Below are 25544 nucleotides of genomic sequence, written 5' to 3' on the forward strand. Positions count from 1 at the left end.
CTTTTCACTTTTTCCATACTAGCATTATAACAGAAAAACGCAGCCATTCACATGACATCCATCCGACATCTTTCTCACGTTATCCCTGCATCGATTCCTATTTAAGCCCAGCACCCTGCAATATGCGGTACTGCTCGTAATAACTGTTTTCTCCCATCACATAAAGATCCGCCAGCGTCCGCGCATAGCTGCTCACCCCCGTGTCCGTCGCCGCAAGTCCCGCCTGCTTCAGCACGCCCCGAAAATATCTGTTTACAAATCCCACTTTCATGGTATAATTTTATCAGACATTACCGAGGGTTTCGGCGTACGGGTTAATCCCCGTAGAGACTGGACATGTCGTCGGTAATGTCTTTTATTTGTGTAATATCATAAAACAGTTTCCCGATTCGTCCGTTATTGTATCGGTTGTATTTCACGTTCAACCCTCCTCCAAAATATCTTTCTCTTGCCTTCTGGATTTTCCGTTATAATGAAAAAAGGGAGCATATCTCTATGCTCCCTTCCCGGATATTTGTAATTCAATTATCTTTGTCCAAATATTTCTTTCGTTTTGCCATTCGGTCAAAATAATACTGATCTACATCAAAATCAAGACCATAGGCTGCCCTTTCATCTTCCCGCAAATAGTCATGGATAATTGTTAATACTTCCATATAAGCAAGAATTTCTCCATTTACAAATTCACTTTCTTCCTCTTTCAGAAGATCCTCGATCCATTCCTTTACTTCGCTGATTAAATCCAATGCTAATCCGTTCATTTTGTAACTCCCCTCTCTCGTAAAATCCCTTGCATAATAGATGCTTCCTGTGCATTTCGCATTGCATCTTTCTTCCACTTTTTTAAATATCCTAACTGTTCTTTCAAAAGTTTTTGATTCCAATCTTCTATATACTTCTCCGGGTGCGCTATCTTGTCATGGTGCAGCTCCACTTGGTAAACATAACTATTATAGGCTTTATTTACCTGATTGTCTTTCCATTTTAAAGCGTCGGCATATTTTCCATAATGTTTTCCGCCCTCTTTTGCCGTGATATATGCGCTGTCGCTTATCATTATATCACCGTTATCGCCTACTTCATACCATTCGGAATTATCTTGTATGAGTTCCGGCAAAGAATATCCCTGTGGAAATTGACTGTCTCCGTTCCCTCCTTTGCTGAACGCCATCCCTGGCGTGGTCTGCTCCACTTCTCCTCCAGAGAACCGCATCCCCTCCGGCGTCACATATTCCATTCCCGGCCCATAGGTCACGCCGCCTGTCCGTCCCGTGATCTCATCCATCACTTCTTTTCCCAGCAGCTCGTCCAGCAGCGGCGTGCTCGTTCCTCTCTCCTGCGCTGTCATCCTGTTCGTTTCCCGCACGAACTCTTCCCAGATTTTCTCCTGCGCCGCTTTCAGCTTGCTGTTTCGGAACCGGTGCGTCATAATCTCAAGCGCCTGCGCCGCGCTTCCCATAATTGCGCCGCCTCCCGCGCCCAGCGCCATTTCCATCACCGGCTCCCGCACAAAAAACTCCATGTTCGCTTCCCGCGTCGCCTCCGCCTCGCTCATCCCGTTTGCCATAAGCCCCATGCGGTACTGCTCGTAATAACTGTTTTCTCCCATCACATAAAGGTCCGCCAGCGTCTGCGCATAGCTGCTCACCCCCGCGTCCGTCGCCGCAAGCCCTGCCTGCTTCAGCACGCCCCGCGCAAATGCCTCCGCGCTTTCCGGCGCGCTTCCCGCAAGCTTGTAAAACGCCTGTGCCGGAATCGCCGACATCGCCGCGTCCACTGCCCCGCTGATGGCCCCCGCCTGTAACATCTGGTTCACATTTCCGCCCCGTTTTCCGGCGCCATACATCGTGTCTCCCGCCGTCTGCGCGCCCATCAGCGCCGGGGCCGCCGCTGGCCCTGCCGCCAGCACCGGCAGGGTCTTTCCAATCCCAAGGCCCATATCCACAAGCGCCGCCATCTCCGGCGGCAGTCCTTCCACAAGCGCCTCCCGCGTAATCTCTTCGTTGCGCTTCAATGTTCCCGAAATCCCATACATATTCACATTTCGGTGTTCTCCCGTCACCTCATTCTGGATTTTCTGGCCGATCGTCTCTCCCAGCATCCCGAAATTTCCGGCGATCCCGCTGCTTATATTGCTGCCCGTCTCATAGGCGCGCATCCATCCGCTGTCATTTTCCTTCATATATGCCGCGCGGTTTTCGGTCAGAAAATCACTTTTCCGCTTGTCGAGGTCCCGCTCAATCAGCCTGTAAAACGCGTCGGCCTCCTCCGGCGCGCCAATACCGTAATAATAATTGATCGTGTCGCGCTCTTCTTCCGTCATAAAGGCTTCCTTGCGGATAAACGTTCCCGCTAAAAGGTCCCCCCCGCCGATCATTGCCGCTATTTTCCGCTGCTCCGGCGTTCCGTTCTGTGCAAGCCCGTTTAAAAGGTTGTCGTCGTTATACGCTTTTTCATAGTGATTGTCTTCCGCCTGCTTTCCGGCCTCCACGATTGCACGGAACCGCTCCGGGGTTTCCTGTGCCTGCGAAATCTCCTGCGCAATATCCCCCAGCTTGAACAAATCGTTCACCTGCGTTTTTTCAATCCTGATATTCTCAACCTCATCCTGTTTTCTTTTGTTCCCGCTTACCAGCGCGTTGTATTCGTTCCCCGCGGCGATTGCGTCTTCCGCCACTTTTTCAAGCGCCTCCGCCGGAAGGTTCCCATATAATGCCATCGCCTCCTGTTCTGCCCTGTAAAGCGCCTCGTTGTCTTCGTAAAATTGCCGGTCTGCTTCCGCCTGCCCGGCCTTTATGCTCTCGTCATATTGTCTGTTAATCAGGTCACGGGCCGCCTGCGTCCCGCTGTCTGCCGTTCTATTTCGCCTCGTCCCCAGCTGGTTCGTATAATTTGCCCAGTCTTTTGCCTTCTTTCCCGCCGCGGCCTGCTCCGTCATATCTGCAAGCGCCTTTGTCTGGTCGGGAGCCGCTCCCGGAAGATAGCTTCCCGGCGCGGAAGGCAGCGTCATTTCCGGCTCCCACGTCTTTCCGCCTCCCCCGGCCCAGCCCGCCGCCAGTTTTTCCTCGGGCGTCAGCCGCGAAAACGAAGCAATGCTCTCCACAGTCCCCGGCGCATATTGCGTAATTTTCGTCACGTCCGGCGCCGTCAGCCGCGGCGTGGTAATTGGCCCGCTTCCCGCCGCCACATACGCCCCCGCGCTTGTGTCCCGTGTCTTGGTTTTCTGGGCCTGCGTTGTTATGTTGCCCGATGAATCTTTTATCCAGCCTTGCCGCGGCGCGCTTGCGCTGTTTTTCGCTGTTTGCTTCGCCCTTGTGCTTCTGGCCGCGTTTCCCGCCGCCACATATTTCTGCGACGCTTCCGTTTTTTCCTTTTCCTGTTTTCGTTTTAGTTCCGCCTGCTGTTTTAGTAACCGTTCGCGTGCCTTGCGCTGTTCGATCTCCTTTTTTGTGTCTTTCTGTTTCTTCTTGTTCCGGGTCGATCCTCCCGCCGCCACATACGCTCCCGCGCTTGTATTTTTTGCCATTTCTTCTCTCCTTCTATCTCTGCATTTCCATCTGTACGATCTCTGCCAGCATTGCTTTTTCTTCTTCGCTCACAGACAGGCCCTTGATTACCTCCATGGCTGTTTCTGGCTTAAGCGTTCCAAGCTCTCCGATGATCTCCTGCATTTCTTCCTCTGTCATCGTTCCTTCTTGCTCCGGCATTCCTCCCGCCGCGCCGCCAGCGGATCCGGTTTCGCCGTCGGGGTTCCCGGTTTCGCTCGGCGCCGCAGCAAGCTGCTGTCCCGTGCCGTCCGTGCCGCCCATATTGTTGGCGCCTCCGCCCGCGCCCGGCATGGCAAGGGCAAGGTTCGCTCCCAAACCGCCGTCCTGTCCTTCAGGGCCGGGCGAAGCGGCAGGCGTTTCCTTGGCCATCCGTTCAATCTCTTTCTGCCACTCCTTCACCATCTGCTTGGCGTTCGGGTAGTTAAGTCCCTCCTTCACTCTCCAATACCGCAGCATAGAACGCGGATCCTGTGGGTTTCCATATGCGCCAAGTCCAAAATCTGTCCGCAAATCCTCCAGAATAAACTGGCGGTTGCGCTGCGCCGTTCCGTTTTCATCTACCGAAAACAAAAATCCGTCTTCGTAATACCAGTTCCCCGCCTCATCCTGCTCGAGGAAATCGTAACGGTTAAATACCCGTTCCTCCGGTTCCCCCTCTTCGTTTTTCGATGCATAGGCCCGCGGCTCGTCCGCATATGCCAGCATGAATTTGAACATAATTTCATACATCTCCGCATAGGCCGCGTTCTTCATCACCTGCTTGCTGTTCTGCCTCCCTGCCGCCTGCGCGATCTGCGCCTCCTTCGCCCGGCCCGAGGTTGCCGTTGGGTCGGCCTTGCCCTGGAATGTGTCCGTAATGCCCAGCGTGCTTTTCGCCATCTGGTAATATTGCTGTACGGAATTCAAATCCTGCTCCACGTCGAAATTCATCGTGATGGACTTCAGCATATTAATCTGGTCCGGGCTTGTGATGTTAATGGGCTTCACATCCTCATCCGAAAGCGTAATATCCATGTCCTTCGGTTTCGTCAGGTAGGAACCCGCCCCCAAAAGCTTTTTATTTACCTTCGTCAGCAGCTTGTTCGCCGCGGTCTGGAAATCCCGGATCGCGTCGCAGTCCGAATCCCCGAGCACTTGCCCGCGCGCAGAAACATTTTTGCGAATCGCAATCGGAAACCGTTTAGGGTAGTAATATGGAATTTTTGTATGTGCATATTTTGCCCGCTGCTTCCGTTCCATTTTCGGCACGTCCCCTATGGGGAGGCCCATTTCGTCGAATTGCCGTTCAAACATCGGAAGGCCGGTTTCCGGGTCTGTCATCGGTTTCTCATATTCCTCCATCACATACGTCCCGTTTTCCATCACGGGCGATATGGCTGGAATCACCGTCCCATCCGAACGTACGATATCCTCCTTCAATTCTTCATATTCCCGGCTGCGCGTTTCCCATTTTGTACATCCGCAGGCGCACGCCTCTTCGCCAATCGGTTTTGTCCGTCCGCATTCCGCGCAAATCTTGTCCTTGCGCGCTTCGTAATCTTCATCGTCGATCAGCACGGTGTTCCCCGCCCACGAAAAGCATCCCAGCCCTCCGGTTTTGTTGCGGTAATAACAGACAATCTGTGTGCACGTGTCGTTCGAAAGCGTCTGCTCTCCCACCTGCGGATCAACGCCCTCGTTGGAAACGTCCACGCCATACCGCTCGGAAAGCCGCTCCTTCGTATCTTCAAACATCAGGAATAAATAGTCCATATACGGCAGGAAGCATACGCCCTCCTGCGGCACAAATTCTGTTGGGTCAAGCAGCCGCACGTTCAGGCCGCCCACCGTATCATGTGTGCGCAGCGCGTTATCCCATTCCACAAGATAGGCGCTTCCCCCAAGCGTTTTCACGGTGCGCTCGTCTTCGTCGTTCAAATACTCAAACGGCATCCTGTCAAGCTCATTTTTAAGCATGTCCTCGATCACCGCCGCAAGGCGTTTGTTCTTTTCTGTCGGGCGTTTCGGCGTCACCTTGGGCTGCGGAATATAACTGTCAATTTGGCTCTCGATCAGTTCCATCGTAAAGTTCCACACCACGTCCGCGTCCTTCCCGCCGCAAATCGTGTGGTCGCCCTCATATTGCGCCCGGCGGCGGAAAAACGCTTCCCGTTCCTTGCCATAAGCCGCATATGCCGTCTCGTATTTTTGCCTGAATTCCCTTAATCTTGTCCCATCATTCTTTTTCATACGTTTCCATCCTTTTTTTGATTTTTTTGCAACGAAAAAGAGCCCCGGTAAGGGCTCCCCTTGTTTCTTGCTATATTTTTCTTATGATATCATTTTATCATAAAGATGCCGCCGTTTACATGACGTCTGCCCGACATCTTCCGCCGCGTCAAACGCTTGGTTCGCTGGCTCTAAAGCCTTTCTTCCATCGTGCCTTCTGCCCTTCCGGCGCCTTTGCACCCGCATTTTCCCCTGTTTTCCAGACGTTCTTTCAAGCTTCCTTCCGTTTTCCGGCCCGGATTTACCGGAAAGGCTTATAATATCCCTCCCGGCCCGTGTCCGCCGCTTCGCCCCTGTTCGCGCGGTTTTGTATGCCTGCCGCTTTCTCCCGTCCCGCGTCCGTTCGGGGTTCGTAGGCTCTCTTTTTCTCATGAAGCCATCGTCTCCATTGCTCCAATTGTCCCGCATCGTCATAATTGCTTCGTTTTCCGTTCCGAAAACCCGCCCCGCTGGGCTTCGCCGGGAACCCCTCCCCTGAACGCTCCCTTTGGGCGGAAATTGCATTTCCCCCGCGTGCCCCCATTGCTCAAAATTGTTTTGCTTCGGCAATACTGCCGCCTCGCAAAACTGATTTATTTTTGACAATGCCCTTTAGATTGAGATTGTCACCTCCATCTCTTTGGCTCGCCCCCGCGTCGCCGCTAAGTCCGCTTTGTTCCGTTTCCGCTTTTCGCGGAAACTTCACCCGCTTTCTTCGCTCCGCCTTTTCCCCACCGAATCCGCCCCGCTGGGCTTCGCCGGGGCCCCTCCCCTGAACGCTCCCTTTGGCCGCTTCGCGGGCGGAAATTGCATTTCCCCCGCGTGCCCCCATTGCTCAAAGTTGTTTTGCTTCGGCAATACTGCCGCCTCGCAAAACTGATTTATTTTTGACAATGCCCTTTAGGTTGTCACCTCCATCTCTTTGGCTCTCCCCCGCGGCGTCGCGAAGTCCGCTCTGTTCCGTTTCCGCTTTTCGCGGAAACTCCACCCGCTTTCCTTGCTCCGCCTTTTCCCCACCGAACCCGCTCCGCTGGGCTTCGCCGGGGGCCCCATGAAATCCCCTTCCTTCTTCTTTATCTCCATCTCTTTGGTTCTCCCCATAGCTTTAGCAGCTTCTTTTTCTGCGCTTCGTTCGCGCCGTAATAGTCCTCAAACATATCGTCCGTCCATTGCACATATTCGCCCCTGCTGTTTGTGTCCTTTGTCGTTCTCTGCTGGCTTCTGATCTCATTCGCAATCATGTCTGAAAAAAGCAGGTCGTCATGTTTTCCCGCAATTGCGTCCGGCCTCCCATTATCGTCATACACAAACGTCAGCGCTTCCCTCAGTGTTGGAATATCGCTATATAGTTCCGTATGGTTGTTTATGCTGTCCACCTCCCGGTCAATAATCAGCGGCCGTGTATTTCCATCCGTTTTCCATCCGTATTTTTCTTCTATCGTCTTTTTGTAGTCGTCATATCTTCTCCGTACATATTGCTTCGGGTAACGAAGCCGTTGTAATTCCTCGATGGGCGCAGTGTTGAAATTCATCTCCACCCCAATCAATGCGTCGTTATAATATTTCCCGAGACAGTAAAGCTGATGGGTAAACGGCTTCGACTCGTTCACCTGCATATGCAGGGTTGCCACGCGTTCACCGCTCGAATTATCTATCACGGTTGCCGCGTAAAAATCCTTGCCTTCTCCCTTCGTGTCCGCGCCAATCACATACGGTACGCCCGGTTTCGGCATAATATAAAAGCGAATATCCGTGCCGCTCCCAAGGCTGAAACCCTCGATTCTGTCCCGGCTGTCTGCGTCGTGCCAGCGGATGCGAAAACTCCCCTGTACAGGCGGTCTCTTCGCTTGCCTCTTCGTAAGCTCCGCAATCCGTTCCGCTGCGCGTTTGTTGTCAAACACAGGACGTCCGCTCATCAGGAACGCCTCCTCCGGGCAGGACGGATATTCCTGCCGGAAAATGTCCTCATTCCCCCGGCAATTGTTTTTCAGGCACCACCGCCGCCACGCAATCTGTTCATCCGAAAGTCCATACGCCCGTTTCAGCCTCGCTTCCTCTTTCGTAGGCCGCAGCCCTTCTGCGGGCATCGCATATTCCGCATGCTCCCACCATGCGCAAAACACAGGCACAAAATCGTTCCGTCCCGCCACCGCCGCATCCCAGATATCTTTGAAATCGTCATATCCGTTCGCTGTCGATTCAATTACCACCATTGTGTTCGCTTCATTTGGCACAGCCTGCAAAAGCCCCGTAAGAATTTCCGCCTTGTCCTTCGGCCAAAAAGCATACTCTGAAATATGCAGGTTTTGGAATGTGTCCGACCTCCCAATGCTTCCATTCCCCGCAGTCATGCATTTGATCGAACTGTTCCCATCTGCAAAATCAAAAACCAGTTCCTTCGCATTGCTTGCAAGGATCTGTGGCCTGAGCGCCGGGTCAAGATGCTCATAATACCTCTTGCTCATGCGGAACAGGTTGTTCGTCGCCGCAATTTCATGCGTCACAATGCCGCTCGAAATATTTGCCTGCGTCACTGTATCTTTAAAAATCATTCCTTCCGTCAGTGTGGAAAAGCCCATTTGCCGCGCTTTCAGGATAATCGCACGAATCGGCCTTCCGTTTCGGTATTGCCCTGCAATTGCGTTATATAGTTTCATCTGCGCCGCGTTCAGTTTGAAATCGATTAACCGTGCCTTCTTGTCACGTATTTTTAAGTTTTGTTCAATAAACGCCTTCGTGTTGATCACGTTGTCTCTGTTCCTCCTTTGCTATTTAAACGGTGAATCATGTTCTGGCTGTGCTAAAACTTTTCTCCCATCATTTCTTTCAGTTTTGCTTCAAGCGACAGATCGCCCGTCACTTCAACCGCGCGCTCAGACTTATCCTTCCATCCAAAGTTTTTCAGGGCAAATACGTCCCCGCCGTTTCCACGGGCAATCAGCCGCTTTTCATATGCGTTTTCAATTTTCATCTTTGCGCGGCGTACTACGTCTCCATATCCGTCTCGTTTCTGGTAATTCAACAGCGTTTCGCGCGATGTATCCAGTGCAAGTGCAAGCCCCGTCACGGTAAGCGGTTCTCCCGTTTTCTCGCATTCCGCAAAATATGCGTCTACCTTTTCCTGCAAGGCCTTTACACTCCTGAATTTTAGCTTTCGTCCCATAGTTTCTTCCATCCTCATTCCTCCTTTTTTCTATCAAAAAAACCCGGATATCCGGGTTTTTCAAATCTTTCTTCAGTTTCCTTTTGATGCATTATCCCGATGACCGAGATCGCCCCGCACCCCACGAGCGCCATGCAAAGCACCCCTGCTGTCACTGCCGCTAAAATCTTTTTCACTAAATTCATTCTATTAATCATCCAGATCATCCCATATCCCTATATTCGTTATTATTCCATCTTCCACCATAAAGCTAATCCGCAAAGCAGAATCGAAATATTCCTCCATGTGGTTCACCACATAGTTTCCGCTTAATCCATTGTCATAGACATAGGCTAGAAAGCCAGCCGTACTCAATAGTTCTCCATCCTTTGTCTCATGCCGCTCTATTCTAAAATATTGTTCTTCCGTTTCATATTCCCGTATCCTGTATTCCGCCTGCGCTGCGGAAATATCGCAGATATACGGAAGCTCCCCGTTTTCTCGTTGGAGTCCGATTGCAACATCCGGATAGGCCTCTATCACTTCCTCCATCGTGCTCCCGATGCCGATCCCCCGCTTCGTCGTAATATTCCTCCCTCGGAAGTCATATTCTTTTCCCGTGTAATATTCTCCAAAATAACCTGAATAGGGTTCATTAAAAGTAATTCCCCTGTCCATTCCGTCTCCCATTTCTTCCGGCATGAGGATGGCTTTGCCATCCTCATATACCCCAAACTCGTCCATATCCTCCAATACATGCAGGCTCGGATCTACGATAAAATTACTTCTTTCACCGTTTCCCACAAGCATCGCTCCGATCCCCGAGATCGCCCCGCACCCCACGAACGCCATGCAAAGCACCCCTGCTGTCACTGCCGCTAAAATCTTTTTCATCTTCAGTTCGTTTCCCGTTTCAATATAAATCAACCGAAATTCCCAACATGGATACAACCCCATCTTTTATATGAAAATTTAAAGCCCATTCGGATTCAAAATACTCCTCCTCATGATCGTAAACATAATACCGTGATAAATCGTTATCATAAATATAGTCGTAATAACCAGCGCTGCTCAATAACTCCCCGTCCTTTGTTTCATACCGCTCGATTCTAAAATATGGTTCTTCATCTTCATAGTCGCGTATCCTGTATTCCACCTGTGCGGGAGAAACATCAAAAATATACGGCGCATTATCTGAGGTTGATTTTTTTACATCCGGCGCAAGGATACATGCAGTATCCGGATAGGCTTCTATCACTTCCTCCATCGTGCTTCCAATGCCGATCCCCCGCTTCGTCGTAATATTCCGTCCGCGGAAATCGTATTCTTTTCCCGCATATCGCTCCCCCAAAGCATCGGAGTAGGGGATATTAAATCCGAACCCGCATCCTCCTTCTCCTATTTCTTCCGCCGTGAGGATGGCTTTGCCATCCTCATATACCCCAAACTCGTCCATATCCTCCAATACATGCAGGCTCGGGTCCGTAACATAGAATTTTTCCTTATCGCTTTTTGTAAGAAAGATTCCTCCGCACCCCACGAGCGCCATGCAAAGCGCCCCTGCTGTCACTGCCGCTAAAATCTTTTTCATCTTCAGTTTCCTCCTCTGTACCATGGTGAATTCAGGCTGATGTCGATGTACGGCCTGCCGTCATCCGTACGCCCCCGCCCGGATGTTTTGATCTGCTCCGCCTCCGTCATCATATAACCGAGCGGGCTCCAGAACGCTCCCTTGGCTTTCTCCGCGTTCTGTGCGCGGATCCCATCCTCCATTGCCCGGAAATAAGACTCGTCCGTGTCTTCATTCCCAATGATGCGCCCGCGCACCACGACGTCGCCCGCGTTCAGCTTGTCCACAATCGCGCGCGCTTCCTCTTCATTTTTCGCGTAGCCCTCCTGCACCATCAGCACATACAAATGGGAAAGCCCTGTCTGGCTTTCCCTCTCGTCATCAATCGGTATCTACACGTTCTAAAAAAAGTGCAAAATAGATAGGCGCTATACGTTCTCCGTCCTTTGTTCCGTTCTCTGTATCATAGTAAGAGGATACCGCATAAATATACTTTTCTGGATCTCCTGAGTCCTCTTTAGGCTCCATCCGTTTTAAATCGTATATAACACCTCCGGTTATCTGGTAATGCGGATAATACCAAAGGTAACCAAACAGATCTCCAAATCTGTATTGTTTTGGACGTTCATCTATACTTTTATACAAAACTCCATCTATTGATACAGTCTTATCTTCCGCATTATATTGGTAGACTGGAAGTCCTTTATAAGTATCTCGTCCCTCCAAACTTAGTTCCGGAGCAAACACATATGCACAGCTTCCAAATATTAGGAACATAACAACTATGAATGTTATGATCCTCTTCATTCCAGTCATTCTTCCTCCTCCTTTTTAGATAATCCGTAAGCCGCTATCAGCATACCATTATTTTGCTCTGCAATATAGTCATGTACGCTATCATAAGGCTGCGGCTCCGTATTCCTTTTTCCTGTGCTGTCTACATAATCATACACAATAATACCGCCGCTTTCCGGGTTCTTTTCTACCGCTACATAATGCGCCCCCACGCTCCTGTCCGGGTTTTGAAAAGTAAAGCATAATATCCCGTATCCGTCCTCGTTTATTACATTCTGGATGTATTCCTTTTTATTCTCAAATCGTTATCAGAACAGCCAAAATCCCTGCCGCCACGAGCAAAAGACAAATAACAATAGGATATTTTGCCGTTCCCTTTTTTTGCGGGCAATAAGATATAAGAGCGCTAAAGGAACAACAGCATATCCTGTATAACAAAGAAGCGGGATTCCTTCCACGATCAATATGATACACAACGTTTTGACCGCTTCGATTTTTGGCACATGCCACAATTTCACATATTCTATTGGCAGGATAACGGGTGCCACTGCAAGTATTATGAAAAATAGAGGAGAATTATTATAATACGATAAAAGCGCACCGCAAGCACAAATTGCTATCATTCCGAAAAAAATCAGTTTCTGCCATCTATAGATTTTCTGTTTTTCTGCAAAATATTTATGCAGGATATTCTACCCAATACCAATTATCTGCTACTTTCTGCGCATCTCCCAGTCCATGATATATCAAGTCCTTTCTGTCCAATGTAGAATGAATCAACTCTCCCGGGAGATAAAATATCTCCGCACGTAAAATCGGACTTTTTCCTAATGTAAAACTTTGTATTTCCTTTCCTGCAGAAATTTGTGTAATTCCGTAAGCTTTGTATAACCGCTCCACTTCAGGAAGAAGTTCCTTTGCACAATCTTCTCCTTTTTCTCCTGCCCGATTCCAAAAAATATAGTAGTTCCAATTATACTGTATTTGCAACAAATCGTCTTCCAGTGCATATTCATCTCTTTCCCTAGATTCCACAATACAATAAGCAAGACCGCCCGCTTGCATTTTCCCGCTCATTTCTTCAAGTATTTGGGCCTCTTTTTCCACTATCTCCTGTGCACGTTTTTCTTCTATTTCCGGTTGCAGTCTCGCACACGCGACAATACCGATTACAATGATTACAGCAGTAATCAGCAGAATATAATATATTTTTACATCCGTTGATAACTTTTCCCTTTTTTTATTCTTTGAAATGTTGGTCATAATAGTCTATTCCTCTCTGAATAACGCTCTGATCCTTCGCTTCGTTTTCTTTCTGTTTTCTCAATCTTTCCCAATATTTTTCCCTTGTTGTTGGATTAGTTACATTTCGTACTGTATCTATACCAAACTGCACTACTTCACTTCCCACGTTTAGTGCAGTGGGCGAAAAGCCGATTGCTGAACCGGAGACTCCATACATTAAATTACCAAATTCTTCCCAATTCATCAGTTTTCCATTAAAATAGAATGTATCCGGCACTCCGCTGCTATCTTCGTATCCAAGAATCTTTGCTATTTCTTTTTTATTTGATTTAGGATCCCATTTCCCTTCTGGCCTAACTTTATTGATCCACTCTGGAAGCGCACCTAATCCTTGTTTTTGTTTAGATGATCTGCACTCATCTACAACGCCCTCCAGATATTCTGTCAAAGCGTTTGTATAATCTGGAAAGTCTTGCGAATTTCCATCGGATTTAATTAAGGTTTGCGTTGCTCCATTATCCAAATATTGACTCTGGAATTCATCTAGCTGTGTTATAGTCATTCCATTCGGCAGCGCTGCGTCCGGGTGCTCACGCAGATATTCCAGCATTTCTTCCCTTCCGCCCGGGAAAAACAACTTTTGCCCGCCGTCTTCCTGCGGTTCCCTTTCTGCCGCCCTATCCCGCTTCCCGGCTGTCTGGAACATCCGCAGCCTTTCCGCGTTCTGGCCCTTCGGCAAGGTCACTTCCGGATGGCTCGTCAGGGTGGCGCGGATTGTTTCCGGGCTTGCTCCTTCCCCAAATCTCTCCTTCGCTTCAAAGAGCGCTCCCGCAGTGCCGTACTTCTCCGCATTCTCACCGATCTGCCCTCGTGTGAACTGCTTCCCCGTCCGGCCGGGCAGCACGCCGCTTCTTTCTCCCGCGTATTGTCTGTCCCATGCTTCAAACAGTTTGTCCAGGGACGCCTCATTTTCTTTGCCTCCATTATATCCTATTTTTTCTTCCTTTTCCCTCTCTTTTTTCCGCCTCGCAAGCTCCTCCTGTATATACACCATCCGATCATACTGCTCGCTCCCGTTCAGCTTATCCCAGCCCCGCGTTCTCTCTACCCGGCTTCGGAAGTCTCCTTCCTCCGGCAGCCCGAACAGGTCTTCATAATTCCGGTTATATTTCTTCTTCCTCCCAAATCCCTCTGCCACGCCCAGCCGCTGCTCCCGCAGTTCTTCCTGCGTTTCCTCCAGCGCCCGCCGCAGCGCCGCGTCCGTCTCCTGCCTGTCCGCTTCCCGCTCCTTCCGTTTCTTCTCGTAATAATCTGCCGCCGTCTCTCCCGGATTCAGCGCCACCTGTTTCCAGATTTCCGTGCCTCCGCCCGGCCTTGCCGTATTCACCCACGTCCTCACATACTTCCCTTCGCTCCCTTTTCCCTTTCGCAAAACTCCGCTCGAATTTCCCGGGCTTCCCGCTGCTTCCCGCACCCGTGTCCCGCTCTTTTGTTTTCCGCGGCTGGAGCCTTATCCCTCCGTTTTTTTCCCGGATCCATCCCTGCCGCCCGGAACCCACGCTGTTTTGGCCCGCTTCATATGCGCTTTTGTTCCCCGCCGCCACATACTTCTGCGATCCTCCTGTTTTTTGCACCGCCTGGTTTTTCTTTAATTTCTCCTGCTGTTTCATCAGCCGTTCATACGCTTCCTCTTCTTTTCTGCTCCTGTTTTTCCTCATCTTTCTCCTCCATACTTTTATTTTTCGGCAACAAAAAAGAAGCCCGGCTTCCCGAACTTCCTTTTTCCCACACTATTATATTACCATAAATTTCACGCCTTTTACATGACGCCTACATGACGTCTTCCCGCCCTTTTCCACTACAACAGCAGCAGCATTCTCCTTCCGGCGCAAGCCCGCGTGCCGCGCCCGACGGCGCCGCCGGGGTAAAACAATCGCTTTTATAGTCCGCAATTGAAAAACCATGTTTTCCGGCCGCCTTCTCGATGGCCTGTTTCATCAGTGGGCCAAGCGTTTCCGCCTCTACGTTCATGCGCGCGTTAATCACGATGGAAAACCGTCCGCTGCTCCTGAAGTTATCCTCATAGAAATCAAGCGTATCGTCCACGCTGGTAATGCTCGCTTTCAGGTATCCGCCCGAAGCCATAGCATATGTTTTCAGGTGGGCGATTTCCTTGTCCATATCGCTTACTTTGGTCTGGATGGCCTGCATAAAATCCGTCACAAACGCTTTTACTTCGTCTGCCGATGCCGCCTCCACCGCCGCCGTGGCGTTAAACCAGCCAAGAAAGCTTTCCGCGAGGCCGTATACGCTGTAATCGAGCTCCATCAGCGTCTTATTTTCCTCCGCCTCGCCCGCAAGAATCACAGGCAATATGGAATCCAGCCCGTCTCCTTCCTTTGCGGATATGGATGAAACCTCAGTCCCCTTGAACGTTTTTTTCAGGTAATTCTTCAGTTCGTCGAGTTCTTCCTGTGAATAAAGGTCCGCTTTGCTAAGCAGAATGATGTCCGCCTCTTCAAGCTGTTTGCGGAACAAATAGTTGATCTCGCTCTGGAAACGGCGTTCGCCGTCCGTCATCAGACGTCTCACGCGCCGCGGATCCGCAAGCACCACAAGAGGGGCAAGCGTAAAGTCTTCCGTATGCTTTAACTGCATAGGTTTAAAAATACTTGCCACAAGGTCTGTACAGCTGCCGACAGGTTCCGCAAGAATAATATCCGGCAGTTCTTCCCGCGCAAGCGTATTCAGTTTTGCCACGAATTCCTCGAAATTACAGCAAAAGCATCCGCCGTCCACCTCGAGCACAGGAAAACCGGCACTGCGCAGGAAATTCGTATCTACAAGGTCGCTTCCCTGGTCGTTCGTCACAATGCCAACCTTGGTTCCGCTGCCAATCAGCTTTTTGGCCAATCCCAAGATTGTAGTCGTCTTCCCGGAACCCAGGAATCCACCAATGACTGCCAGTTTAATCCGCTCACTCATGATTCTTCTCCATAAATATAATATTTCAGCATCTCCGGGTTTGGAAAGGTGCCTGCGGTAACTTGTTCCCCATCAATAATAACGGCAGGGAATTTTTCCACCTCGAGGCCCTCAACGTCTTTTATCTCCCGGATATGTTTCAGGCGGATAATACGGAACGGAAAATCTCCGTCCCGTTTCCGCACTTTTTCAATAATCTCTTCCGTCAGCCTGCACGCAATGAGGCAGGCCGTGCATGGCTGCTCGAGCGTTACGAGTACAACTTCGTTATTTTTCTTTTCTGCTGACATATTCGCCGATCACATCGGAAAGTTCCTGATAGTCCGGAATGATGCTGACATACTTCACATCGCCGTCGATACAAATCGTCGGGATATTCTGCACTCCAAGCTTCATCATGCACACGACGGATTCCTTGTCCTTGATCTTGTGCTCGATATACTTCACCTTGTCGCCGTACGGGTCTGCTGCCGTCCTGACTGCCTCCATCATATACTGGCAGGGTGCGCACGATTCGGAATCCAGTGTGATCACATCCATAATAACCTGCTTTTCATTTGCGTAATCCGGCAATTCATATTCCACGCCCGCAAGCGCGCTTTCGTCTTCCACGATGTCCGAAATATTGCCGTGTACCACGCTCGTAACCGCTTTCAGGTTTTCTGCCGGGGCGTCAAATGGAATATCGCAGCCGGGCGCGAGGATAAAGCCCTTGTTTCCGCCGATTGCCATGCAGTTCTGTGCATCCTGGATGTTGTCCGTCGGCGAACCAAACAAAATGGTCAGCGTCAGCTTAATGTTGCCGCCGAACGAAATACCATGCTCGCGGCATACGTCGCGCACATAATCCAGCGGGATATTTTCATCGATAGAAACATTCTCCGGCTTGCAGCTGCACATTTCTTCAATGTTGTTTTTCGCGTTTCCGCATACGAAGAAAGAACCCGCCTTGCCGTTTTCGCGGATATACTCAAAAATTTCCGTGCAGTAAGGCGTCACGAATTCGTGGAACGTATCCGGCGAAATCTGCGAAGTCATCGGGTCAACTACCGCAATGATATCCGCACCCGCATCCATATACATTTTGGCCGTGTGCTTTGCAACGTCCGTGCAGAAACGCATCAGCTTATGTGTTTCTTCCGGGTTGTCGTACATCGCAAAGAAAATATCCGTGCCTTTCAGGTGCAGCGCAAGCGTAAACGGCCCGGTTATAAGGCCATAAATCGCAATCTTGTCGCCAAGGGACGCAACAATGCGGCGCAAAGACTCGAGCGCCACCGGAAAACGTCCGTCCTTTTCCGTAGGAATCTTGAGGTCATCCAGCGTTTTTCCCTGTTCGAGTATGTGCGTCTGTACGGACGGCGGATTTGTATCCGCATACTGAAGCTCACAGCCAAGCGCCTCCGCTTCGATCTGGAGATCGAACAACGCCGGCAGGCCGTCCGGATTATATTCCTCATACGCCTTCATAACGCCGTCATAAATAAGGTCGGCGCTGCGAAAAAACTCCGTCGCCGTTACCCCGATCAGCTTTGCCGCGTGGCAGCCCACGAACGGTACCCATGGTGTGCGTTCCACTTCTTTATTGTGAATCGCGTTCATTACTAACTCTTTTGAATTCATCGAAAATCCCTCCAACGGTTTCACCCTGTTTTTTTCGCCAGAAAACTGGCTAAACTCTTTTCTTATGTACCATCATATACCGCTTTCCCGGCCCGGTATTGTAAAATTGAAGAGATTTTTGGAGTATTCTACACGCGCGGAAGCCTTGCGGGCAGCATGGCGGGACCCGCTTGCTTCCATCAACGCGGTTCCTTTTCAGCGTTCCTGTTCCCGTTTGCCGCCATCCCCGGATTGCTTTTTTCATTTTGGGACGAAACCGTAAAACCGTCCCATTCCCTTTTTTATGTGTTCAAGACGGTTTCTGCCTTGCTGTATGTTCAAATCCTTTATTTGCGTTCCAATTGGCAGGCTGCTCCGTTCTGCCCAATGGAGAATTTTATTTTTTCCTGCCGCCGGGGATATAGTCCGTAGTTTTATTACATCAAAAAACCGCCGGAACAAGTGCTGTTCCGACGGTCTATCCGGCCATTTTTACTTGATCCCGCGGATCACTTCGCGCCCCATATACGGCTGCAAAGCCTGCGGCACCTTAATGCTGCCGTCTGCCTGCTGGTAGTTTTCCATGATCGCCGCAACCGTGCGTCCTACGGCAAGCCCGCTGCCGTTGAGGGTATGCACATATTTCAGCGAACCGTCGTTGTCGCGGAAACGAATGTTCGCGCGCCGTGCCTGGAAGTCCTCAAAATTCGAGCAGGACGAAATTTCCACATAGCGCCCATAACTCGGCATCCACACCTCGATATCATACGTCTTCGCAGACGAAAACCCGAGGTCGCCGCCGCACAGCAGCACCACGCGGTACGGAATCTGTAAAATCTGAAGAATACTCTCCGCGTTTGCCACCAGCTTTTCAAGCTCGAGGTAAGATTCCTCCGGGCGGGTAAATTTCACCAGTTCCACCTTGTTGAACTGGTGCAGGCGGATAAGCCCTTTTGTATCGCGTCCCGCGCTGCCCGCTTCCGCGCGGAAACACGGCGTGTAGGCGCAGCGGTAAATGGGAAGCTCCTCCCCGTCGATCACAGATTCGCGGTACATGTTCGTCACCGGAACCTCCGCCGTCGGGATAAGGTACAAATCCGTGTCTTCGATATGATACATATCTTCCGCAAATTTCGGAAGCTGCCCCGTGCCCTCCATGGATTTCTGGTTCGCCACGAAAGGCGGGATCACTTCGGTATATCCGTTCTGCTCGGTATGCACATTCAGCATAAAATTCATCACTGCGCGTTCAAGGCGCGCGCCCAGCCCCTTATAAAATACGAAGCGGCTGCCCGCAACCTTCGCCCCGATCTCCGGGTCAAGAATGCCGAGGTCGTGCCCAAGGTCCCAATGTGCCTTTGGCTTGAAATCGAATTTGGTCGGCTCGAGGAATTTACGGATCTCCTTATTGTCGCTGTCGTCCGTGCCTGCCGGAACGCTCGCGTCCGGACGGTTCGGAATCGTCATCATCAGTTGGTTCAAATGTGCCGACATAATCTGCAGTTCCGCGTCGTAATCCTTGATCTGCGAAGCAAGCACCTTCATCTCCATCATGATATCGGAGACGTCCTCTCCCTTTTTCTTCATCACGGGGATTTCCTTGGAAATCCTGTTGCGCTTTGCTTTCAGCTCTTCCACCTTTGTCATCATTGCGCGGCGCTCCTCATCCAGCTTCATGACCGCGTCAAGCTCGATCTGCTTGCCCCGCTTCTTGAGCGCGTCTGCAACCGTCCTGAAATTGTCGCGCAATACTCTTAAATCCAGCATAGTAAACTACCCCTTTTGGTAATAAATTGATATCCCTTTTTTGTATTTCTCCTCGATATGCGCGGAACCGGGCTATTTTTGCGGTATCGCGTACGCCCTGCAAAAGCCTTCTTCACCGCGCTCCGCTCTCTTGTCCGTTTCGCCTTATCCCCGTTGCCCTTTCGCGCGGTTTCCCCCTCCCGCGAGAGAAGAAGGAAGCCAATCCCCGTCGTCACATCTTGTTCGGCGCCTTGATTCCCAGCAGCTTAAGGCCCGTTTTCAGCGTATCCTTCACCGCCTGCGTAAGCGCCACACGTGCTTTTGTCTGCGCCGCGTTGTCGTCAATAATCCTGTATTCATAATAATACTTGTTGAACGCCTGGGCAAGGTCCAGAAGGTAGCGCGTCACATAAAACGGTTCGTTCTTCTCGCTTGCCGCCACAATCGTCTGCGGGAAAGAGGCAAGCAGCTTCAGGACTGCGAATGCGTCGTCGTTTTCCAAGACCGTGAGGTCCGCCTGCACACCCGCATCCTCGTGCCGTGCAAGCACGGATGCGCACCGCGTATGCGTATACTGTACATACGGGCCTGTTTCCCCATCGTAATTCAGCACCCGGTCAAACGAGAACGTGATGTCCTTGATGCGGCTTTGCGATAACGTCGAAAAAATCACTGCGCCGATGCCAATATCAGACGCGACTTTCTCCTTGTCGGCGAGCCCGGGGTTCTTTTCCTCGATCACCGCCAGCGTCTTTTCTACTGCCTTTTTCAGTACGTCCTCGAGCAGCACGATCTTCCCCTTGCGGGTAGACATCGTCCCATCCTCGAGCGACACCATCCCAAACGCCACATGCTCGCAGCCGTCCGCCCATGCGTGGCCCATCTTCTTCAGCACCGCAAACAACTGTTTGAAATGCAAATTCTGCTGGTATGCCACCACATACAGGTTCTTGTAAAAATCATATGTTTTTTTGCGGTATTCCGCCGCCGCGAGGTCGCGCGTCGCATACAGCGTCGTGCCGTCTGATTTTAAAATAATCGCCGGGGGCAGGCCCTCCTCGTCAAGGCGTACCACCCACGCTCCTTCGCTCTGCTCGAGCAGGTCTTTTTCCCGCAGTTCGTCCAAAACCGCCGGGATCTTGTCATTATAAAAACTTTCCCCCGCGAAGCTGTCGAACTGCACGTCCAAAAGCTCGTATACACGCTTGGCCTCGCGCAGGGTCAGTTCCTTAAACCATTCAAAAATGCGCAGTGCTTCTTCGTCGCCGTCCTCAATCTTTTTGAACCACGCGCGCCCTTGTTCGTTCAGGCTTTCGTCCCGTTCCGCTTCCTCATGGAAACGCACATACAGCTTCAGCATGGCGGATACGGAATCCCGGTTGATCTCATCCTCATCCCCCCACATTTTGTATGCCGCGATCAGCTTTCCGAACTGTGTTCCCCAGTCGCCAAGGTGGTTCACACCCACCACGTTGTAGCCAAGGTATCGATAAATCTTATACAGCGCGCTGCCGATGGCTGTGCTTGAAAGATGGCCGATATGGAACGGCTTTGCAATATTGACGGAAGAATAATCGATCACCACCGTCTTGCCCGCGCCGACCTCCGACCGTCCCCAGTCTTCCCCGGCTTTTCCGAGCATTCGGAGCACGTTTTCCGCATAGAATTTCCTATCATAAAAGAAATTAAGATATCCGCCCGCCACTTCCACGCGCGCCACAAAATCCGGCGCTTCAATTTTTTCCGCCAGGTCCTGCGCAATCAGCGGCGGCGCTTTGCGCAGTTCCTTTGCAAGCTTGAAGCACGGCAGCGCCGCGTCGCCCATCTTCGGGTCAGGCGGCGTTTCTATCATTTCCAGAACATCGCCTGCGGGAAGCCCCGCCGCTGTTGCAATTGTTTCCGCCAGTGCGTTTTTCAGTTCCATTCCCATTCCTCCGGTACGTTTCACAGTATCATTCAATATACCATAAAAGCGCGGTTTTATCAATGCGCGCGTTATGATATAATGAGCAAAGATTTATGAATACTAAGGGGGCATTTATGAAGCTTGGGCTGAAACGTTTTCTATTTTTATTGCCGTTCCTTGCGGCGGCGATTGTATTTTTGGTGCTTTCCGCAAAATGAAGCGCATTTTTTCCATACTGCTTGCCGTCTGCTGCCTTTTCGCGTTTACCTCCTGTGCCCCCGTACAGAAAACCAGTGAGATTTTCGCGATGGATACCTTCATCACCCAGACGGTCTATACGGATAACGGCGACATACTCCGCCAAACCAACGAAATCACCCGCAGGCTCGAGGACGAAATGTCGCGCACCATCGAAACAAGCGATGTTTGCAGGCTGAACGCCGCGCCCGGGCAGGATGTGGAAATTTCAGATGAAACGGCGGAAGTGCTGAAGATCTCGCTTAAGGCGGCCGCGGATACCGGCGGGGCGTTTTCGCCCGCACTCGGCAGCGTCATTGCCGCGTGGGGCTTCGGTACGGAAAACGCCCGCGTCCCGGAAGAAGCGGAGCTTGCTTCCGCGCTCGCAGCCGCAGATTACCGTACGGTAACGCTCGATGGAAATACCGCAAACACCGGCGGCGCGCAAATCGACCTTGGCGGTGCGGTCAAGGGCTATGCGCTCGATAAGGCCGCCGAAAACCTGAAAGCTGGCGGCGTGAAATCCGCCATCATTTCCTTCGGCGGCAGCATTTATGCCATCGGGAAAAAACCGGACGGAAACAGTTACAAAATCGGTATCCGCGATCCGCAGGGCAGTGAGAACGATTATATGGCGACTATCGTGCTCGACGGAAAATTCGTTTCGACCTCCGGCACGTATGAGCGCGGCTTTACGGAAGACGGGACCTACTACGACCATGTGCTCGATCCCCAAACAGGATATCCCGTGGATAACGGCCTCGTCGCGGCAACAGCCCTCTGTGACAGCGGTATTCTTTCGGATATCTACTCCACGGCCCTGCTTGTGATGGGCGCAGAAAAAGGCATTGCCTTTGCTGAGGAACATGGGGTAGACGCGTTTTTTCTCACCGGGGATAAACAGGTCGTCACTACGGACGGCTTCGCGGAAAAGTACGGGCTCACAATCACAAACAGGGAATACAGCCTGGGCTGACTCTTTCCCGGGTTTGCCCGGCTCCGTTCAGCGCGCGTTCCCGGCAGGCGGATGAAAAATGATGCAAAAGAAACTGATTACCAAAAGCGATATCCTCTTCACTGTGGCCATTGCCGCCGCCGTTCTTTTGGTATGGTTTTTTACCCTGCCGCGCGCAGAGGGCAAAACAGTGGTCATCCGCCGGGATGGGGAGACCATTGCCGCTCTGCCGCTTACGGAAGATACGTCCTACGAGGTAAGCGGCCTCTATCATAATGTCTTCGAAATCAAAGGAGGCTCCGTGCGCATTGTGGATACGGACTGCCCGAACCACCAATGCGAAAAAACGGGAAGCATCTCCCGCGCGGGCGAGGCCATCGTGTGTGCGCCCAATGGTGTCACCGCGACAATTACGGGAGGGGAGGCGGATGTCGATGGCATTACAGGATCATAAAACCTCGCGTTTCGTGCTTGCGGCAGTGTTGTGCGGTATTGCGCTCGCGCTGTCCCTGCTCGACGGCGCGCTTTCTTCCCTGCTGCCCCTTCCCGGCTTCAAACTCGGCCTCGCAAACGTAGTGTCTTTGTTTGCGCTTTGCTGCCTTGGCCTTCCGTGGGCCCTGCTTATCTGCATAGCGCGCAGCCTGCTGGCCGCAATGCTCTCCGGCAACATGACCATGCTGTTTTTTTCGCTCGCAGGAGGGCTCGTTTCCATCCTGGTCATGCATGTTGCTTTAAAACGCCTGTCCGTCATCAAAGCAAGCGTTCTCGGCGGCATTTCCCATAACCTGATGCAGCTTGCCTGTGCGGCTCTTATCACCGCCACTCCGCAAGTCTCCTATTATTTGCCGGTTCTTGTCCTTACGGGTACGGTGTGCGGTTTCTTTGTGGGCGTACTGTGCACGCTCGTTTTCCGGCGGATACGGTTCCCGTTTATAAATTTTCCCATGAAATCCAACTGATTTTTCCGAAATATGCCCCAAAAGCGCCTCTTTTGGTGTATACTAAGGTCATCAAATTAAATTCTTTGGTGTGGGTGGGTCTATCATGAAGAAATTTTTTTGCATACTTCTTGCAGTCATTTTATTACTGGCGTCTTCCGTTGCGTTTGCCGAATCAGCGATTCCAGACGAAGTCCTCACCGCACGCAGCTCCGTCTTATATATTGAAGTAGAGAATGATAGCGGTAATTTTACCGGATCAGGATTTGCGATCGGTTCTACAAACACCGTTGAATATATTGTAACCAATCATCATGTAATCGAAGGACAAAATGGCACTTATACTGTCTTTTCCGGAAATTATTCCCCAACAAATGCAACGGTTGAAATTGATCTTCCTAATAAAGACCTTTGCGTCTTAAAGTTGGATACGCCTATTAAGGGTATGAATCCTTTGACGCTTTACAGTGGTATTCCTGCTGATTTAACCGGTGAACGCGTTTATGCCCTGGGCTTTCCCGGTTCAGCAGACACTCTGTTTTTACGCGGCAATACAACAACAGATGATGTTATGATTACCGATGGTATCGTAAGCGCTGCCCGGAATTCCAATCAGGATATCCTTGGAACGGAAGCTGTAGCGCTCCAGGTAAATGCTGAAATCAATCATGGGAATTCGGGAGGACCTGTTGTCAATGACAGTGGTATTGTGCTTGGGGTCAGTACTTTTGGTGCGGTCGATGCTACAAATATCAACGGCGCGATCAGTATTTCCGAACTTCTCCCTGCACTTGACGCCAAAGGGATCCCCTACCTTGTGTCTAATTCCCTTGAGCCCTCTTCCACAGGAGAAATTCCATGGATGATGATTGCGGTCATCGCCGCCATAACCGTTGTGGCACTTGTTGTCATATTTCTCCTGCGCAGGAGAAAAAGGGTGGACGCCAGAGCAGTTCCCTTGGATGTTTATCTTACAAAAAACAGCGGAAAAATAGGATATGATATGGTTATTTACACGCTCTCTCCTCTGTTCTCCCAACTCCAAAAAGCACATGAGACAGGGCGGTGTCTTCTCAGTATTTATCCGGAAAATATTCGTTTCTATCCGGAAACAGGACGTGCGGTATTTCTCTCTCCTAAAAAACAAACGCTTTCCACTGGTTATTCCGCGCCCGAGCAATATAAGGAAGTTCCACAGACTGGGCCGTGGACGGATGTTTACCAGCTCGGCGCTTTGCTTTACCGCATGCTGGCGGGCATCCGGCTTGCGGACGTCATGACGCGCGCGGAGAACGACAGCGAAACGGCGCGCAACATTGACGCGCTGGATCTTGCACCCACAAAAAAAGAGGTGCTTTTACGGGCAATTTCTTTGAGCAGGAACGAACGTTTTGTTGATATCAACGAACTGCTTGAATCACTGGGAATTGAAACAATTTCAGAATACAATCTTGATGATTCTAATCTGCTTATTTCTGCTGCAGCGTCAGTTTCGGGTTCTCTCAAAAATAGGCGTCCGCGCAAAAAACTCGATCCAAAAAAGAAAAAGCGAATTATTTTTACTATTATCACTTGTGTTGTCATTACTATTTGTGCAGTAACAGGAATATTTATAGCTACCTATAATCAAGCACGCGCCCATTTTTTGGGAGGCGATTTCGCTCAAGCCAGCGAAATGCTATCAAAATTACCTAATATTGGACCAATAAAAGATCTAAAGCAGCTTTCCGAAGCTGGCGTTCTCATTGCTAATGGTGAATATGACAAAGTACGCGTTTTATTAAATAATGTAGAAGAAAGTGCAGATTCAAAATATTTATTAGAAGATATTGATTTATTGCAAGGATTGCATTTAATTAAAATGGGAGAGTTTCATTCTGGTGAAACAATGATTACGCGCTATATTGAAGAACATCCTGATATTGATGCTCTGCACATTGCTTATCAACGCGGAGAGGCCTATCTTGAAGGTCAAGAATATATGATTGCTGAGGACATATTCTTTTCACTTGGATCTTATGAAGATTCTTATACGAAAGCTTTATCTTGCGCTCTTAATATTGCAGATAATTATATTAAAGAAGAAAATTATCAGGATGCTCTGGATATTATTGAAAAATATCAGGAAGATCCTAGGATAGAGGAATTGCTCAATTCGATCTATCAAAGAGGAATTGACTATCTTTCAAAAAAAAGATATGATGATGCGAAAAAATGTTTTCTTCCTATTCAGGATTATCGAGATTCTCAAAACTATGTTAATATTATCGATGCTGTGAGTTATGCTGATATTGCTCCATATATGGACATGCAAGTCGCTATTGACAAAGTAAATGAATCGGATAGCATATTATATGGATTTTTAGTCGGAACTTGGTCCGGTGGAGCAGAACAATTTGTTTTTTCGGATAATAATAAAGTTGATACCTCGCTGCCGTCAATTGGAAATTTAGCCAAAGCATATTTTTTGGACAATATTTTGTTTACTTCTACAAATGAAAAAGTAACAGAATGCTTCCGTTTTACAGCGATTGATAAAGATACGTTAGAAATATATGCTTATGCAAATAGAAAAACTTACTCTATGCACAGGCAATAAATTAAAATTTAAGCAAAGCAAGCTGCGAT

General features: G+C 50.1%; 25 protein-coding genes. 4 read left to right on the forward strand and 21 right to left on the reverse strand.

What is annotated here, in order from left to right; translation table 11 throughout:
* Positions 1-97: 97 nt before the first annotated feature.
* The 21 genes from H8S18_RS07925 to argS all read right to left on the reverse strand — a co-directional run bounded on the left by H8S18_RS07925 (position 98) and on the right by argS (position 20804).
* Positions 98-271, reverse strand: coding sequence for a hypothetical protein (locus H8S18_RS07925; protein WP_186857775.1), 174 nt, complete (start codon positions 269-271; stop codon positions 98-100).
* A 250-nt stretch (positions 272-521) separates the two neighbouring features.
* Positions 522-761, reverse strand: a complete 240-nt coding sequence (locus tag H8S18_RS07930; protein WP_186857776.1) for a hypothetical protein — start codon at positions 759-761, stop codon at positions 522-524.
* A complete protein-coding gene (locus H8S18_RS07935) occupies positions 758-3526 on the reverse strand; it encodes a hypothetical protein (RefSeq protein WP_186857777.1) in 2769 nt (922 codons plus the stop codon). Before H8S18_RS07935 ends, H8S18_RS07930 begins: the two co-directional genes overlap by 4 nt.
* Positions 3527-3539: 13 nt before the next feature.
* Complete coding sequence (locus H8S18_RS07940; RefSeq protein WP_186857778.1) at positions 3540-5777, reverse strand: hypothetical protein; 2238 nt, start codon at positions 5775-5777, stop codon at positions 3540-3542.
* Positions 5778-6695: 918 nt separating this feature from the next.
* Positions 6696-6878: a hypothetical protein gene (locus tag H8S18_RS07950; protein WP_186857780.1), complete on the reverse strand. Its 183-nt coding sequence runs from the start codon at positions 6876-6878 to the stop codon at positions 6696-6698.
* Positions 6869-8542 (reverse strand): hypothetical protein, encoded by a 1674-nt coding sequence (locus H8S18_RS07955; protein WP_186857781.1) that lies wholly within the window; start codon positions 8540-8542, stop codon positions 6869-6871. The genes H8S18_RS07950 and H8S18_RS07955 overlap by 10 nt, the downstream gene beginning before the upstream one ends.
* Before the next feature lie 53 nt (positions 8543-8595).
* Positions 8596-8970, reverse strand: a complete 375-nt coding sequence (locus H8S18_RS07960; protein WP_186857782.1) for a terminase small subunit — start codon at positions 8968-8970, stop codon at positions 8596-8598.
* Between the two features lie 2 nt (positions 8971-8972).
* Positions 8973-9143 (reverse strand): hypothetical protein, encoded by a 171-nt coding sequence (locus H8S18_RS07965; RefSeq protein ID WP_186857783.1) that lies wholly within the window; start codon positions 9141-9143, stop codon positions 8973-8975.
* Between the two features lie 4 nt (positions 9144-9147).
* The gene (locus tag H8S18_RS07970; RefSeq protein ID WP_186857784.1) at positions 9148-9831 is read right to left on the reverse strand and encodes a hypothetical protein; all 684 of its coding nucleotides are present in this window, start codon (positions 9829-9831) and stop codon (positions 9148-9150) included.
* Positions 9832-9850: 19 nt separating this feature from the next.
* On the reverse strand, positions 9851-10528 hold the full coding sequence (locus H8S18_RS07975; RefSeq protein ID WP_186857785.1) for a hypothetical protein: 678 nt from the start codon (positions 10526-10528) through the stop codon (positions 9851-9853).
* Between the two features lie 2 nt (positions 10529-10530).
* Positions 10531-10854 (reverse strand): hypothetical protein, encoded by a 324-nt coding sequence (locus H8S18_RS07980; protein WP_186857786.1) that lies wholly within the window; start codon positions 10852-10854, stop codon positions 10531-10533.
* Between the two features lie 34 nt (positions 10855-10888).
* Positions 10889-11323 carry a hypothetical protein gene (locus H8S18_RS07985; protein ID WP_186857787.1) on the reverse strand — a complete coding sequence of 145 codons (435 nt, stop codon included), beginning with the start codon at positions 11321-11323 and terminating at the stop codon, positions 10889-10891.
* Positions 11320-11514, reverse strand: coding sequence for a hypothetical protein (locus H8S18_RS07990; RefSeq protein WP_186857788.1), 195 nt, complete (start codon positions 11512-11514; stop codon positions 11320-11322). The genes H8S18_RS07985 and H8S18_RS07990 overlap by 4 nt, the downstream gene beginning before the upstream one ends.
* Before the next feature lie 466 nt (positions 11515-11980).
* Positions 11981-12565 carry a hypothetical protein gene (locus H8S18_RS07995; protein WP_186857789.1) on the reverse strand — a complete coding sequence of 195 codons (585 nt, stop codon included), beginning with the start codon at positions 12563-12565 and terminating at the stop codon, positions 11981-11983.
* On the reverse strand, positions 12543-13601 hold the full coding sequence (locus tag H8S18_RS14960) for a polymorphic toxin type 44 domain-containing protein (protein WP_330598760.1): 1059 nt from the start codon (positions 13599-13601) through the stop codon (positions 12543-12545). The genes H8S18_RS07995 and H8S18_RS14960 overlap by 23 nt, the downstream gene beginning before the upstream one ends.
* Positions 13602-13710: 109 nt before the next feature.
* Positions 13711-14265 carry a hypothetical protein gene (locus tag H8S18_RS14660; RefSeq protein WP_243165106.1) on the reverse strand — a complete coding sequence of 185 codons (555 nt, stop codon included), beginning with the start codon at positions 14263-14265 and terminating at the stop codon, positions 13711-13713.
* A 112-nt stretch (positions 14266-14377) separates the two neighbouring features.
* The gene (locus H8S18_RS08005) at positions 14378-15532 is read right to left on the reverse strand and encodes a GTP-binding protein (RefSeq protein ID WP_186857791.1); all 1155 of its coding nucleotides are present in this window, start codon (positions 15530-15532) and stop codon (positions 14378-14380) included.
* On the reverse strand, positions 15529-15822 hold the full coding sequence (locus tag H8S18_RS08010; protein ID WP_186857792.1) for a thioredoxin family protein: 294 nt from the start codon (positions 15820-15822) through the stop codon (positions 15529-15531). The genes H8S18_RS08005 and H8S18_RS08010 overlap by 4 nt, the downstream gene beginning before the upstream one ends.
* Entirely contained in the window at positions 15800-17155 is a 1356-nt protein-coding gene (locus tag H8S18_RS08015) for a uroporphyrinogen decarboxylase family protein (RefSeq protein ID WP_186857793.1), read from the reverse strand. Before H8S18_RS08015 ends, H8S18_RS08010 begins: the two co-directional genes overlap by 23 nt.
* 471 nt (positions 17156-17626) lie before the next feature.
* Positions 17627-18901 (reverse strand): serine--tRNA ligase, encoded by a 1275-nt coding sequence (gene serS, locus H8S18_RS08020; RefSeq protein WP_186857794.1) that lies wholly within the window; start codon positions 18899-18901, stop codon positions 17627-17629.
* Positions 18902-19112: 211 nt separating this feature from the next.
* Entirely contained in the window at positions 19113-20804 is a 1692-nt protein-coding gene (gene argS, locus H8S18_RS08025) for an arginine--tRNA ligase (RefSeq protein ID WP_186857795.1), read from the reverse strand.
* Positions 20805-21000: 196 nt separating this feature from the next.
* Here argS and H8S18_RS08030 point away from each other — a divergent pair, with 196 nt between their 5' ends.
* From H8S18_RS08030 to H8S18_RS08045, 4 genes are all read left to right on the forward strand, one after another.
* Positions 21001-21999, forward strand: a complete 999-nt coding sequence (locus H8S18_RS08030) for an FAD:protein FMN transferase (RefSeq protein ID WP_186857796.1) — start codon at positions 21001-21003, stop codon at positions 21997-21999.
* A 58-nt stretch (positions 22000-22057) separates the two neighbouring features.
* Positions 22058-22432: a NusG domain II-containing protein gene (locus H8S18_RS08035; RefSeq protein ID WP_186857797.1), complete on the forward strand. Its 375-nt coding sequence runs from the start codon at positions 22058-22060 to the stop codon at positions 22430-22432.
* Complete coding sequence (locus H8S18_RS08040) at positions 22413-22937, forward strand: Gx transporter family protein (RefSeq protein WP_186857798.1); 525 nt, start codon at positions 22413-22415, stop codon at positions 22935-22937. Before H8S18_RS08035 ends, H8S18_RS08040 begins: the two co-directional genes overlap by 20 nt.
* An 85-nt stretch (positions 22938-23022) precedes the next feature.
* Entirely contained in the window at positions 23023-25515 is a 2493-nt protein-coding gene (locus tag H8S18_RS08045) for a trypsin-like peptidase domain-containing protein (protein WP_186857799.1), read from the forward strand.
* Positions 25516-25544 lie beyond the last annotated feature (29 nt).

The organism is Christensenella tenuis (assembly GCF_014287795.1).
Taxonomy (GTDB): domain Bacteria; phylum Bacillota; class Clostridia; order Christensenellales; family Christensenellaceae; genus Christensenella; species Christensenella tenuis.